Raw genomic sequence first — 14,419 nt, 5'->3', positions numbered from 1 at the left:
ATAACCCCGTATCTTTGCGCGGTGACACCCGGGAGGAGGTAGGTGCCACCGCGGTCCGGCGCGCCTGCATGTTCAGGGAGGAGAAAGAACAGGCGGGCCGAATTTCTTACAGGCCGTAGGCGGCCTCGAGTGCGATGCGTTTGATCATCGAGCGGTTCAGGCCCAGATCGTCCAGTTCCCGCATGCTCAGCGCGCTCAGTTCATTCACTGTTTTGCGGTACAGGCGGTAGTTGGCAACGCGGTCGGTCGCGGATTTCAGGATGGCCGAAACGCGGCCTGTGATACCGGCATCGGTGCCGTGGAATTCTGTTGTAAAAGCCATGGGGCTAACTCGCTTAATAAAGTTGCTGCCAGAACCGGATCGTCCTGACACGGCGGAACATATGTATTTTGCGGGCCGCCACAACAGACGCGTTTGAAATGCCGCTATGCGTCTGGCGCATAGGTAGGGCAGGGGTGCTGTCCTATTTTTACATTGCCGTTACATGCGCGGTTTTTGCCTCTTGCGCAGGGGCGCGCAAAGGCTCACCTACAGGGTAACCTATACATAAGGAGTGCCGCAGATGGCCTTGACCCGTGATGACATCCTGAACGAATTGCGCCGCATTGAATTGCCCGACGGCCCCAATCTGGCCGACAGCGATATGATCCGTGCCCTGTCGGTCGAGGGGGGCGAGGTGCGCTTTGTGATCGAGGCCCCGACCCCCGAGGCGGCTGCCGCGCTGTCGCCGGTACGCGATGTGGCCGAACGGGCAGTGAAAAGCATTGCGGGGGTCGAGAAGGTTTCCGTGGTGTTGACGGCGCATGGCCCTGCGGCCCCCCAGTCCCCGCCGCCAGATCTGAAAATCGGCCGCCACCCGACACCGCAACAGGGGCGCCAGCCGGTGGCCGGTGTGAAAAAGATTATCGCCATTGGCTCGGGCAAGGGCGGGGTGGGGAAATCCACCGTGTCTTCAAATCTGGCGGTGGCACTGGCGCGTCAGGGGGTAAAGGTTGGCTTGCTGGACGCTGACATCTACGGCCCTTCGCAGCCGCGCATGATGGGGGTGGATGAACGGCCCAAGCTGAACAAGGATGACAAGATCATTCCGCCGGTGGTGCATGGCGTGGCGATGATGTCGATCGGTCTGCTGGTCGATCCCGATCAGGCGCTGGCGTGGCGTGGTCCGATGCTGATGGGCGCTTTGCAGCAATTGCTGGGCGATGTGGTCTGGGGCGAGCTGGACGTGCTGATCATCGACCTGCCGCCGGGCACCGGCGACGTGCAACTGACGCTGGGCCAGAAAACCGAAGTGACCGGCACCATCGTGGTGTCCACTCCGCAGGATGTGGCGCTGCTGGATGCGCGCCGTGCAATCACCATGTTCAAAAAGCTGGAAACGCCCATTCTGGGGCTGGTGGAAAACATGTCGGCCTATATCTGTCCTGAATGCGGCCACGAGGCGCATATCTTTGGCCATGGCGGTGTGCGGGCCGAGGCCGAGAAGCTGGGCGTGCCGTTCCTTGGGGAATTGCCGCTGGATCTGGATGTACGGTTGGCGGGGGACGCCGGCACGCCGGTTGCCGCAGGGCAGGGGCCTTTGGCCGATGCCTATGCGCAGTTGGCCAAGCGGCTGATTGACAGCGGCGCGGTGTAACACCCGCCTTTTACGGGAATTCACGGGAACAATCAGGAATCCGGCAGAATCTCTGCCGGATTTCGCTGTGAATCGGGGCCGGGATTGGCCATTGCGGGGTTTGGAAGCGGGCTGATTTGCGAGAATTGGCGCCCTGTAGGAAATAATTTGGGATTTTACGGGAAAATATGTGTCTTGGCTGTGCATACTATATGTAGTGCTGTCGATCGCAATTCGCTATATATAGGGCATTTTGTTCCTTTTGTGTTCACGGCTGGGTCTTGGCGGTGATAGGCTTGCCCCCATGATTTTCCCTATTTATCCCATAAAAATCCTTTGACACCCATGATTTCCCATGGCAAACATTGATCCAAGATAAGAACGGGCACAAACAAAATTGGGGCAAATTAAAGAACCCCGAACAAAGGTACCTAATCAGGTTTCATACAGGCACCCGCTTTTGTCTAATTAGAGATCCGGCGCGCGGGCGAGCAGACATCCCCCCAGGTGGCGCGCGCAGCTGGACATTCCCCGGAAACGGGACGAGGGCGGCGGATAGAGCAGTGGCAGCTAGCTCGATCCGCCGTTTCCCGTTTCAAGGGTGGTAAAGGTTTTAGGAGGCCGCGAGGCAGTGACACGGGAATTTTTCGGCGATGCCCACAATAAAGTGGATGCAAAGGGCAGGGTGTCTATTCCTGCCTCGTATCGCCGTGTCCTGCAGGCGGGTGACCCCGAGTGGAAAGAGGGGCTGAACCCCAACCTTGTGATCGTTTACGGCGACAAAAGCCGCAACTTTCTGGAATGTTTTACAATGGAGGCGATTGCCGAGGTTCAGGCGAAGATCCGCAAGAAGCCCCGTGGCTCCAAACAGCGCCGTGCGTTGCAACGTCTTTATAACGGCAATGCCTATCCGACGTCGGTGGATGAAACCGGTCGTCTGGTTTTGCCCAAAAAGCTGATTGAAAAGATCGGGCTGGATGGCATCGCCTATTTCATCGCCAATGGCGATACGTTCGAGATCTGGAATCCGGAAACCTACGAGCAAGAGGAATACGGTGATCTCGAGGCCGATGACGATTTCGACCCGAATGCCGACCCTTCCATCTATCTTGACGGTGATGAAGAGGAGTAGCTTATGATGTCTGCTCCTGCCCAACCGCATATCCCCGTTTTGTTGCGTCCTTTGCTGGAGGCCGTCGCCCCTGTGTCCGGCCTGTGGCTGGATGGGACCTTTGGCGCCGGTGGCTATGCCCGTGGATTGCTTCAGGCCGGTGCCGATCGGGTGATTGGCGTGGACCGTGATCCGCTGGCGTTTGAAATGGCGTCCGGCTGGGTCGGGGAATATGGCGATCGTCTGGAATTGGTTGAAGGCACCTTCGGTCAGCTGGACAGCTATAGCAATGTACCGTTGGACGGTGTGGTGCTGGACCTTGGCGTCAGCTCGATGCAACTGGACCGCGCCGATCGCGGCTTTTCCTTTATGAAGGACGGCCCGCTGGACATGCGGATGAGCCAGTCCGGTCCTTCGGCTGCCGATATCGTCAACTGGGCCTCGGAGGCCGAGCTGGCGGATATTATTTTCCAGTATGGCGAGGAGCGGGCCTCGCGCCGGATTGCCAGGGCGATTGTTGAGGCGCGCGCCAAATCGCCGTTTGAAACCACCTTACAACTGGCGGCGGTGGTTGAATCGGTTCTGCCACGCGGCAAACCCGGCCAAAGCCACCCTGCGACACGCACGTTTCAGGCGATCCGCATTGCGGTGAATGATGAATTCGGCGAATTGCTGGCAGGGCTTCAGGCGGCGGAACGGGCATTGAAGCCCGGCGGGAAACTGGCTGTGGTGACCTTCCATTCGCTCGAGGATCGCGTGGTCAAACGCTATCTGGCCGCGCGATCCGGCGGGGCGGGGCGGGCAAACCGTTATGCCCCCGCCATAGACGAGGAAAAGCCGCAGTTTCAGTTGCTTGGCCGCCGTGCCATCGGGCCGGATGATGATGAACTGGCGGTGAACCCGCGGGCGCGGTCGGCCAAATTGCGGGTGGCCAGGCGCACCGATGCGCCTTCGGGCGACATGCCGCGCACCGGATTGGGGATGCCGAAAATTTCATTGGGGGGACAGGATTAATGCGCAGCTTCTTTTATGTGGTCTCGGCGCTGGCGGTGATTGCGCTGGCTTTTTGGTCCTATCAGGAAAACTATAAAACGCGGGCTTCGTTGAGCGAAGTATCGCAGTTGCAGCGGCAAATCGGGCAATCGCGCGAACGACTGGCGGTTTTGCGGGCCGAATGGGCCTACCTGAACCGCCCCGAGCGACTGAAGGAACTGGCCGATCTCAACTATGACAGGCTGGGCCTGCTTCCCTTGTCGCCGGAACAGTTTGGCCGGATTGATCAGGTGGCTTTTCCATCCCCCGAACTGACCGCGATCGTCAACCCGATCGAACTGTCCGCAGATATGGAGGATAGCCAATGACCCGCACCCCCCTGCGCCCGCTGGCCCGTATTCTGGACGCCCGCGCCAAGGGTGAAAACCCCGATGCAATCGAGCGCGCCAATATCCGTGCCCGCCACGAGGCGATGCGCGACAAAACCCGTTTGCGGTCCGAGGGGCGCCTGTTGGTGCTGGGTGCGTTTTTCTTTTGCGCCTTTGTGGTGATCGCTGTGCGTATGGGCATGTTGGCCGCAAGTGAACCCCGCGAGCCACAAGTCGCAGCGGCTGGCGCACATATCGTTGCAAGCCGTGCGGATATTGTGGATCGCAATGGCCGGATACTGGCCACCAACCTGACCACACGGGCGCTTTATGCCCAGCCACCGGTGATGATCGACAAAGAACGCGCCGCATCGGAACTGGCCGCCATTTTTCCCGATCTGGACGCGGAAAAACTGCTGGCGCAATTCACCGGCAATCGCAAATTTATCTGGATTCGCAAGAAAATCAGCCCCGAGCAAATGCAGGCCGTGCATGATATCGGCGATCCCGGCCTGTTGTTCGGCCCGCGTGAAATGCGCCTCTATCCCAACGGCAAACTGGCCGCGCATATCCTTGGCGGGGCCTCATTTGGCCGCGAAGGGGTGAATTCGGCCGAGGTGATCGGTGTGGCCGGTGTCGAAAAAGAATTTGACGAGTATTTGCGCGACCCCGCGCAGGATGGCAAACCCTTGCAATTGTCGATTGACCTGACCGTTCAGGCTGCGATCCGCGAGGTTTTGTTTGGCGGTATGAAGCTGATGAATGCCAAAGGCGCGGCGGCAGTGCTGATGGATGTGCACACCGGCGAAGTGATTTCGATGGTCAGCCTGCCGGATTTCGATCCCAACACACGGCCACGGGTTTTGACGCAGGGCGATGCCAGCGACAGCCCGCTGTTCAACCGCGCGGTGCAGGGGGTTTATGAACTGGGTTCGGTTTTCAAAATCCTGAACACGGCGCAGGCGCTGGAACTGGGGCTGGTCAACCCGTCTACCATGATTGATACCAAAGGCCCGCTGCGGTGGGGCAAATTCAAGATCCGTGATTTCCACAACTACGGCGCACAATTGTCTATGACCGACGTCATTGTGAAATCCTCGAACATCGGCTCGGCCCGTGTGGCCCAGATGATCGGTGCAGATCGCCAGCGCGAATTCCTTGGCGCGCTTGGCTTGCTCGAAGCCACGCCAGTTGAACTGGTCGAGGCTTCGGGCGCTAAACCATTGTTGCCCTCAAGGTGGTCCGAATTGTCGACTATGACGATTTCCTACGGGCATGGCCTGTCTACCAGTCCGCTGCATTTGGCGATCGCCTATTCCTCGATTTTGAATGGCGGGCTGCGGGTCCGGCCGACCCTGTTGCGCCAGACCGGCCCACAAATGGGCGAACGGGTGGTATCGGAACGCACGTCAGAGCAGGCGCGCTCGATGTTGCGACAGGTTGTGGTGCGCGGCACCGCGTCTTTTGGCGAGGTCGAGGGGTATGCTGTGGGCGGCAAAACCGGCACGGCGGACAAGCCAAAACCGACCGGCGGCTATTACAAAGACAAGGTTGTCGCGACATTCGCGTCGGTGTTCCCTGCGCATGACCCGAAATATGTGCTGATTGTGACGCTGGACGAGCCGGTCGAAACTTCCGGCCCCAAACCACGCCGCACCGCTGGTTGGACATCGGTTCCGGTGGCCGCCGAGATCATTCGCCGCGTCGCACCGTTGTTAGGGATGCGGCCAGAGGTTGAGCCTTTGCAGCCAACTGGGGTAACACTCACCAGTAACTAGGTGCGGGCAAACGGGGGCGGCATGGCACATCAGGCAGGCAGAAAAACACTTGCAGATCTTGGCCTGAGGGCCAAAGGCGGGCAAGAGGCTGAAATTACAGGAGTTTGCGTTGACAGCCGCGAGGTAAAGCCCGGCTATCTGTTTGCCGCCATGCCCGGTGTGCGGGTGCACGGGGGCGAATTTATCCAGTATGCGTTGCGTATGGGGGCGGGGGCGATTCTGACCGATCAGGCCGGTGCCATGATTGCAGCGGATGAAATTGCCGCGGCCGGCGTGCCGCTGGTGGTGGCCGAGGACGCCCGCCAGACACTGGCCTATGCCGCCGCGCTGTGGTTCGGTGCACAGCCCGAATATATGGTGGCGGTGACGGGGACCAACGGCAAGACGTCGGTGTCCACATTTGTGCGCCAGATCTGGATTGCGATGGGTATCAAGGCTGCCAATCTGGGCACCACGGGGGTTGAAGGCGCCTATACCGCCCCGTTGCACCACACCACGCCCGAACCGATCACCCTGCACCGCCTGCTGGCCGATATGGCGGGCGAGGGCGTGACCCATTGCGCGATGGAGGCCTCGTCCCACGGGCTGGAACAACGCCGCCTTGACGGCGTGCGGCTGCGGGCGGGCGGGTTTACCAATTTCACCCAGGACCATCTGGATTACCACAAGACATTCGAGGACTATTTCAACGCCAAGGCCGGTCTGTTTTCCCGCGTGATGGGGGATGACGCGGTGGCGGTGATCAATATGGATGACCCGAAGGGCGCGGTGATGGCCGGCATTGCGCGTTCACGCGGGCAGGGGGTGATCAAGGTTGGCAAATTGGACGGGGTGGATTTGCGCCTGCTGGCGCAGCGCTTCGATGCCACGGGGCAGGATCTGCGGTTCGAATGGCGCGGCAAGGCGCATCAGGCGCGGTTGGAGCTGATCGGCGGCTTTCAGGCGGAAAACGTGATGGTGGCGGCAGGGCTGGTGATAGCCTGTGGCGCCGACCCGGCCGAGGTGTTCGATACCCTGCGCGAGCTGACCACCGTGCGCGGGCGGATGCAACTGGCCGCGACACGGGACAACGGTGCCTCGGTGTTTGTCGATTTTGCCCATACGCCGGATGCTCTGGCAACGGCATTGCAGGCCATGCGCCCGCATGTGATGGGGCGGCTGGTGGTGGTATTTGGCGCAGGCGGCGATCGCGACCCGGGCAAACGTATCCTGATGGGGCAAGCAGCGGCACAGCACGCGGATGTGGTGTTTGTGACCGATGACAACCCGCGCAGCGAAGACCCCGCCGGTATTCGGGCGATGGTGTTGCAGGGGTGCCCTGAAGCGACCGAAGTGGCGGACCGTGCCGAAGCGATCCTGCGCGGGGTGGATGCCTTGCAGGCCGGCGATGCCCTGCTGATCGCGGGCAAGGGACATGAAAGCGGGCAGATCGTCGGCGATGTGGTGTTGCCGTTTGACGATGTGGAACAGGCCAGCATTGCGGTGGCGGCATTGGAAGGGCGTTTGGCATGAGGGGGTTTGTGAACACCGCTCAGGCGGGAGGCCCCGGATCGGGTCCGGGGCAGCGCGGGGGGAATAGGCGATGACAGTTCTCTGGACTTCGAAAGATGCGGTTGCGGCCACCGGCGGCAAGACATCTTGCGATTGGCAGGCTACGGGCGTTTCGATTGATACGCGCAGCATAAAAGCGGGCGAATTGTTCGTGGCGCTGAAAGATGTGCGGGACGGTCACGATTTCGTCGCGCAGGCGCTGGAGACGGGGGCGGCGGCGGCACTGGTTTCGCATGTGCCCGAAGGGGTGCCAGCGGATGCGCCGCTGTTGATCGTGCCGGATGTGTTGCAGGCGCTCGAGTCCTTGGCGGTGGCCGCGAGGGCGCGGACGGGTGCCAAGGTGATCGGCGTGACCGGATCGGCCGGCAAGACCTCGACCAAGGAAATGTTGCGCGCCGTGCTGGAGCGGCAAGGGCAGGTGCATGCGGCGGAAATGTCGTTCAACAACCATTGGGGCGTGCCGCTGACATTGGCGCGGATGCCCGCGGACACCGATTTCGCAGTGATTGAGATCGGCATGAACCACCCCGGCGAAATCGCCCCGCTGGCGCGTCTGGCGCGGCCCGATGTGGCGATGATCACCAATGTGGTGGCCGCGCATATGGCCGCCTTTGACGGGATCGAGGGCATCGCGCGGGAAAAGGCCAGCATCATCGACGGGCTGCAAAGTGGCGGTGTGGCGGTGGTGAACGGTGATCTGGACACCAGTAGCATCCTAACCGAATATGCCCGTGACAAGGGCGCGCAATATGTGACCTTTGGCATGGGGGAAAGCAACACCCATCGCCTGCTGAATGTGCAACAGGCGGGCGGAATGACCGTGGTGCGGGCGCAGGTTGGTGTCTCTGAAACTCTCTTCAAAATCAACAGCCTGGGCGAACATTTTGCCATGAACGCTTTGGGCGTTCTGGCCGTGGTGCAGGCGCTGGGGGCCGATGTGGCGCTGGCGGCCAATGACATGGCCCTGTGGCAGCCCCCCGCCGGTCGCGGCACCTTTGAAACCGTGGTGCTGGATGCTTACGCGCCGGATCAGGCCGTGACCCTGATTGATGACGCCTACAACGCCAACCCCACGTCGCTGGATGCCGCGCTAAAGGTGCTGGTGGCCACACAGCCGGTGGACGGGGTGGGGCGTATCCACACGGGGCGCCGGATTGCGGTGTTGGGCGATATGCTGGAGCTGGGTGAGGACGAGATGGCGCAACACGCTGCCTTCGCCACCCATCCGGCGCTGGAAAATGTCACGCTGGTGCATTGCGCGGGGCCCCGGATGCGGGCACTGTGGCAGGCCCTGCCGGATCACAAACGCGGCGAGTGGGTCGAAAAGGCAACTGACCTTGCGGCAATTGCCCACCGGTTGGTGGACGCGGGCGATGTGATCTTGGTAAAGGGGTCCAAAGGATCATTGGTCAGCACGGTTGCGACCGCGATCCGCAATTTGGGCCAATCGGGCGAAATGAATAGTAACAAAGGATCAGTGTAGATGCTTTACTGGTTATCCAGCCTGTCTGACGGCGGCGATTTCTTCAATCTTTTCCGCTATATAACCGTTCGTTCGGGCGGGGCATTTTTCACGGCGCTGGTGTTTGGTTTCATCTTTGGCCAGCCCTTGATCAACCTGTTGCGCCGCAAACAATCAAATGGCCAGCCGATCCGCGAGGACGGACCGCAAAGCCATATTCTGGAGAAAGCAGGCACGCCGACAATGGGCGGGGTGCTGATTTTGGGCGCACTGACGTTTTCAACATTGCTGTGGGCGCGGCTGGATAATCCTTATATCTGGATGGTGATGTTCGTGACGTTGTCTTTCGGGGCCATCGGCTTTGCCGATGATTACGCCAAGGTCAGCAAGAACAACACCAAAGGCGTATCGGGAAAAATCCGTATGGCGCTGGGTCTGTTGATTGCCGCGATTGCGGGCTATTGGGCGGCCTATTACCACCCCGATGATCTGGCTTACCGGCTGGCCATGCCAATCTTCAAGGATACGCTGATCAACCTGGGTTATGTGTTCATCCCCTTTGCGATGATCGTGATTGTCGGGTCCGCCAATGCGGTCAACCTGACCGATGGACTGGACGGTCTGGCTATCATGCCGGTGATGATTGCAGCGGGCACTTTGGGCATCATTGCCTATGCGGTCGGGCGGGTCGATTTCACCGAATATCTGGATGTGCATTATGTGCCCCATACCGGCGAGTTGTTTATCTTTACCTCGGCCCTGATTGGCGGTGGTCTGGGGTTCCTGTGGTATAACGCCCCCCCCGCAGCCGTGTTCATGGGCGACACCGGCTCGCTGGCGCTTGGTGGCGCTTTGGGGGCGATTGCGGTTGCCACCAAACACGAAATCGTGCTGGCCATCGTTGGTGGTTTGTTCGTGGCCGAGGCCCTGTCGGTGATCATTCAGGTGCTTTACTTCAAGCGCACCGGCAAGCGGGTGTTCCTGATGGCGCCGATCCATCACCACTACGAGAAAAAGGGCTGGGCCGAGCCGCAGATCGTGATCCGGTTCTGGATCATCTCGCTGGTGCTGGCGCTGATCGGGCTGGCGACTCTGAAAGTGCGTTAGGGAATCCATAGGGCAGCACAGAGCGTTTGCCAATATGCCCGCCGCGTCCTAAACAGGGGCAGGCAAGGATAAAAGGGCAGCACATGATCCCCGTTCAAGGATTTGCAGGTAAGAAAGTGGCCGTTCTGGGCCTTGGCCGGAGTGGTCTTGCAACCGCTGTAGCGCTTGAGGCGGGCGGAGCGACCCCCGTCGTTTGGGACGACAACGAAGCCGCCCGCGATGCGGCTGAAAAACAGGGCTATCCGGCGACCGACCTGCGCAAGGCCGGCGTGTGGGAGGATATCGCAACCCTGATCGTATCCCCCGGAATCCCGCATCTTTACCCCGAACCAAACCCCGTGGTGCGCAACGCCACCGCCGCCGGTGTGCCGATCGACAATGATATCGGGCTGTTTTTCCGATCCTTCGCGACCTACGAATGGGACGGTTTCGATGTTGCCCCCCGCGTGATCGCCATCACCGGCAGCAACGGCAAATCCACCACCGCCGCGCTGATCCATCACGTTCTGACCCACGCAAGACGCCCGAGCCAGCTGGCCGGTAACATCGGCCGCGGGGTGTTGGATATTGATCCGGCCCATGATGGCGAGGTGGTGGTGCTGGAACTGTCGAGCTATCAGACCGAACTGGCCCGTTCGCTCACCCCTGATGTAGCGGTGTTCACCAACCTGTCGCCCGATCATCTGGACCGGCACGGCGGTATTGGTGGGTATTTCGCTGCCAAACGCCGGCTGTTTGCCGAAGGCGGACCGGACCGTGCGGTGATCGGGGTGGATGAAAAGGAAGGCCGCTTTTTGGCCAATCAAATGGCCGAAGGCCCTGCGGATGACCGCGTGATCCGCATTTCGGTAGATGCCAAACTGACCGGCCCCGGCTGGGCCGTGTTCGCCCGCAAGGGGTTCCTGTCGGAATACCGAAAAGGGCGGCAGATGGGGTCAATAGATTTGCGCAAAATCAAGGGCTTGCCCGGTGCGCATAACCATCAAAACGCCTGTGCAGCTTACGCCGCTGTGCGCACATTGGGCATCGCGCCCAAGGTGATCAAGGCGGCGTTTCACAGTTTTGGCGGGCTGGCCCATCGCAGCCAGATCGTGGGCACTGCAAACGGCGTGACCTATGTGAACGACAGCAAGGCCACCAATGTGGACGCTGCCCAAAAGGCATTGCTGGCGTTCAGGAATATCCGTTGGATTGCAGGCGGGCAGGGCAAAACCGGTGGCATTTCCAGCCTTGCGCCGCATCTGGGAAATGTGCGCAAAGCCTATCTGATTGGCGCCTCGGCGGAGGAATTCGCAAGCCAGTTGGGGGATACCCCATACCAGATTTGCGAAACGATGGAGCGCGCGGTTGCGGCTGCCAGCAAGGATGCCGAAGAGGGCGATACCGTGCTGCTGGCCCCGGCCGCCGCCAGCTTTGACCAATACAAAAGCTTCGAGCATCGCGGTGATGATTTCACCGCCATTGTCGCCGCGCTGATTGACGGTTAACGGCGGATATTCGCGCTTTTTCAAGAAGCTTTGGACAAAATCGCATGCTCTGGGCTAGGGTTGCAGGGGGGAACGCGATGTATCAAATATTGAAACGACTTCTGGCCGTATTGTGGCTTTGTCTGTTGGGCGTGCAAGGTTTTGCGCAAACAACGGGTGACGCGCGGTTGCGGGTGCTGGTCAAACCGATCCCGCCCTTTGTGATTGAAAACGCGGATGGCAGCCTTAGCGGGTTCAGTATTGATCTGTGGCAGATGGTTGAAAAACAACTGGGGGTGCAAAGCGATATAACTGTGCTGCCCAATGTCACCGAGTTGTTGCTGGCGATCGAGGCGGGCAAGGGGGATGTTGCCATTGCGGCGGTGACAATCACGGCGGAGCGCGAACAGCGGATGGATTTTTCCCACCCCTTCTTTCGATCCGGTCTGCAAATCATGGTGCCCAGCGACGAAATGGGCATGGTCGCCAAGGCGCTGTCGGTGATCAAGGGCATGTTTGCCTCGAAAAGTTTCCGCTTTGCCCTGCTGGCGCTGGCCATTCTGGTGCTGGGCACGGCGCATATCATGTGGCTGGTGGAGCGGCGCAAGAACCCCGAATTTACGCGCGGCTATCCGATGGGGCTGTGGGACGGGGTATACTGGACGATGGTTACGATCTCGACCGTCGGCTATGGTGATAAAACCCCGAAATCGCATCCTGGCAAGGTTATCGCGCTGGTGCTGATCGTGTTCGGCTATGTCGCCTTTGCATGGTTCACCGCGACGATTTCCTCGGCGATGACGGTTTCGCGTCTGGAAGGGGAAATTCGCGGACCCGAGGATCTGGGCGGCAAACGGGTTGCCACATTGAAAGGGTCCACAAGCGAGGCCTATTTACAGCATCTGCCAGCGGTGCAAATCAGGGCGGTTGAAACCATTGATCAGGCTTACAACGCACTGGAAACGGGGCAAGTCGCGGCCGTGGTCTATGATTTTCCGGTGCTAAGCCATTATGCAAACGGCGAGGGACAGGACAAGGTGCGCCTGACAGGACCGGTGTTTCAGCGTGAACCCTATGGCATTGTGTTTGCCGAAGGATCGAAATGGCGCGAGCCGGTCAACCAGGCGCTGTTGCTATTGTCCGAGCATGGCGAGTATGACCGGATTTATCTGAAATGGTTTGGCGGCGCGCCGAATTAGGGAGAATTCCATGAGCGATGATCTAAGCACCAAGACCTGTATTGCCTGCCACGGCGGCATGCCGGTGCTGTCCGAATCCGAAGTGGCCGACAGAATGGGGCAGTTGCACGAGGGCTGGAAGCTGGCCAAAGAGGGACGCTGGCTGGTGCGGCGTGTCACGGTCAAGGGGTTCAACGCGGCGCACCACCTTGCCGATGTGGCCGCGTGGCTGGGCGAACAAGAGGGGCATCACCCCGATATCCGCTTTGGCTGGGGCTATTGCGAGGTGGAGTTCACCACCCATGTGGTGAAGGGGCTGACCGAAAACGATTTCATCTGTGCCGCCAAATTCGACCGGATTCTGGCGCTTGGCTAGGGGTGGTCTAGGCATTTGCAAGCCCCGCGTCTTTGGCGTATCAGGCGGCCATGACACAGTTTTCCTTTGATCTGCACAACACCGACGGCAAGGCCCGCACCGGTATCATCCACACCCCGCGCGGCGACATTCGCACGCCGGCCTTTATGCCGGTTGGCACGGCGGCCACGGTCAAGGCGATGCTGCCTGAAAACGTGCGTGCCACGGGGGCGGATATTCTGCTGGGCAACACCTATCATCTGATGCTGCGCCCCAGTGCCGAACGGATTGCCAATCTGGGGGGCTTGCATAAATTCATGAACTGGGAACGTCCCATTCTGACGGATTCCGGCGGCTTTCAGGTGATGAGCCTGTCGGACCTGCGCAAGATGTCGGAACAGGGTGTGACCTTCAAGTCGCATATCGACGGCAGCCTGCATGAAATCACGCCCGAACGCAGCATGGAAATCCAGCGTCTGCTGGGCAGCGATATTGTGATGTGTTTCGATGAATGCACCCCGCATCCCGCGCCCGAAGATGTGGCGCAAAAATCCATGCGCATGTCGATGCGGTGGGCGCAACGTTCGCGCGATGCCTTTGGCGACCGGCCCGGTCATGCGATATTCGGTATCCAGCAGGGCAGCGTGTTCAAGGACCAGCGCGAGGAAAGCGCCGAGGCACTGAAAGCCATCGGGTTCGAGGGCTATGCGGTTGGCGGTCTGGCCGTGGGCGAGGGGCAGGAAACCATGTTCCAGGTGCTGGATTACGCCCCCGATATGCTGCCTGCTGACAAGCCGCGCTATCTGATGGGCGTGGGCAAACCCGACGATCTGGTGGGCGGTGTGAAGCGCGGCATTGATATGTTTGACTGCGTGTTGCCATCACGGTCGGGGCGCACCGGGCAGATATTCACCCGCCACGGGGTGCTGAACATCAAAAACGCCCGCCACAAGGACGATCCCCGCCCCTTGGACGAATCCTGCACATGCCCTGCCTGCCGCAGCTATTCGCGCGCCTATTTGCACCATGTGTTCAAGGCACAGGAAATCATCGCCTCGATGCTGATGACATGGCACAATCTGCACTATTATCAGGAACTGATGGCGGGGATGCGGGATGCGATTGCCGCAGGCACATTCGATCACTTTAAATCACAATTCCATGCGCAGCGGGCGCAAGGGGACATTGAACCACTTTAGCGCGATTTTGTGCATAATGGCGGTTTATCCACCGTTATTTACTGAATTTGGCGGTATTTTCGGGCCTATCGGGGAAATGCCGCCTTGCCCTTGCCGCAATGCGCAGGCACATTGCGCCCCAAAGCTGCATGGCAGGTTAATGGTTGAATAATCGGGGATCATCCCCATTTTATTAAACCAAAGACCGGAGACAGACAGGTTGCCTATATGATGCAGGGGCCTGCCGTTGTCTGCC

At 59.9% G+C, this 14,419-nt stretch carries 13 protein-coding genes; 12 read left to right on the top strand and 1 reads right to left on the bottom strand.

All coding sequences use genetic code 11. The annotated features are described in order from the left end of the window. Window positions 1-106 precede the first annotated feature (106 nt). Window positions 107-322: a DUF1127 domain-containing protein gene (locus BAR1_RS10345; protein WP_118942949.1), complete on the bottom strand. Its 216-nt coding sequence runs from the start codon at window positions 320-322 to the stop codon at window positions 107-109. A 241-nt stretch (window positions 323-563) separates the two neighbouring features. Here BAR1_RS10345 and BAR1_RS10340 point away from each other — a divergent pair, with 241 nt between their 5' ends. From BAR1_RS10340 to tgt, 12 genes are all read left to right on the top strand, one after another. After that, complete coding sequence (locus BAR1_RS10340) at window positions 564-1,637, top strand: Mrp/NBP35 family ATP-binding protein (protein ID WP_118942948.1); 1,074 nt, start codon at window positions 564-566, stop codon at window positions 1,635-1,637. Between the two features lie 610 nt (window positions 1,638-2,247). Then, window positions 2,248-2,748 (top strand): division/cell wall cluster transcriptional repressor MraZ, encoded by a 501-nt coding sequence (gene mraZ / locus BAR1_RS10335; RefSeq protein ID WP_118942947.1) that lies wholly within the window; start codon window positions 2,248-2,250, stop codon window positions 2,746-2,748. A 3-nt stretch (window positions 2,749-2,751) separates the two neighbouring features. Next, window positions 2,752-3,741: a 16S rRNA (cytosine(1402)-N(4))-methyltransferase RsmH gene (rsmH, locus tag BAR1_RS10330; RefSeq protein WP_118942946.1), complete on the top strand. Its 990-nt coding sequence runs from the start codon at window positions 2,752-2,754 to the stop codon at window positions 3,739-3,741. Beyond that, entirely contained in the window at window positions 3,741-4,088 is a 348-nt protein-coding gene (gene ftsL / locus BAR1_RS10325) for a cell division protein FtsL (RefSeq protein ID WP_118942945.1), read from the top strand. Before rsmH ends, ftsL begins: the two co-directional genes overlap by 1 nt. Beyond that, entirely contained in the window at window positions 4,085-5,866 is a 1,782-nt protein-coding gene (locus tag BAR1_RS10320) for a peptidoglycan D,D-transpeptidase FtsI family protein (protein WP_118942944.1), read from the top strand. Before ftsL ends, BAR1_RS10320 begins: the two co-directional genes overlap by 4 nt. Window positions 5,867-5,887: 21 nt before the next feature. After that, on the top strand, window positions 5,888-7,378 hold the full coding sequence (locus tag BAR1_RS10315; RefSeq protein WP_118942943.1) for a UDP-N-acetylmuramoyl-L-alanyl-D-glutamate--2,6-diaminopimelate ligase: 1,491 nt from the start codon (window positions 5,888-5,890) through the stop codon (window positions 7,376-7,378). A gap of 70 nt (window positions 7,379-7,448) precedes the next feature. Continuing rightward, complete coding sequence (locus tag BAR1_RS10310; protein WP_118942942.1) at window positions 7,449-8,900, top strand: UDP-N-acetylmuramoyl-tripeptide--D-alanyl-D-alanine ligase; 1,452 nt, start codon at window positions 7,449-7,451, stop codon at window positions 8,898-8,900. Then, window positions 8,901-9,986 (top strand): phospho-N-acetylmuramoyl-pentapeptide-transferase, encoded by a 1,086-nt coding sequence (gene mraY, locus BAR1_RS10305; protein WP_118942941.1) that lies wholly within the window; start codon window positions 8,901-8,903, stop codon window positions 9,984-9,986. Between the two features lie 83 nt (window positions 9,987-10,069). Further along, on the top strand, window positions 10,070-11,473 hold the full coding sequence (gene murD, locus BAR1_RS10300; RefSeq protein ID WP_118942940.1) for a UDP-N-acetylmuramoyl-L-alanine--D-glutamate ligase: 1,404 nt from the start codon (window positions 10,070-10,072) through the stop codon (window positions 11,471-11,473). Between the two features lie 77 nt (window positions 11,474-11,550). Further along, the gene (locus BAR1_RS10295; protein ID WP_162891743.1) at window positions 11,551-12,651 is read left to right on the top strand and encodes a transporter substrate-binding domain-containing protein; all 1,101 of its coding nucleotides are present in this window, start codon (window positions 11,551-11,553) and stop codon (window positions 12,649-12,651) included. Window positions 12,652-12,661: 10 nt separating this feature from the next. Further along, window positions 12,662-13,006 (top strand): 4a-hydroxytetrahydrobiopterin dehydratase, encoded by a 345-nt coding sequence (locus tag BAR1_RS10290; protein ID WP_118942938.1) that lies wholly within the window; start codon window positions 12,662-12,664, stop codon window positions 13,004-13,006. 50 nt (window positions 13,007-13,056) lie between these two features. After that, entirely contained in the window at window positions 13,057-14,184 is a 1,128-nt protein-coding gene (tgt, locus tag BAR1_RS10285; protein ID WP_118942937.1) for a tRNA guanosine(34) transglycosylase Tgt, read from the top strand. The last annotated feature ends 235 nt before the right edge of the window (window positions 14,185-14,419 follow it).

Origin of the sequence: Profundibacter amoris (assembly GCF_003544895.1) — a bacterium.
Classification (GTDB): Bacteria; Pseudomonadota; Alphaproteobacteria; order Rhodobacterales; family Rhodobacteraceae; genus Profundibacter; species Profundibacter amoris.
Note: the sequence above shows the minus strand (reverse complement) of the source record. Positions and strands in the feature narration are given on the sequence as shown.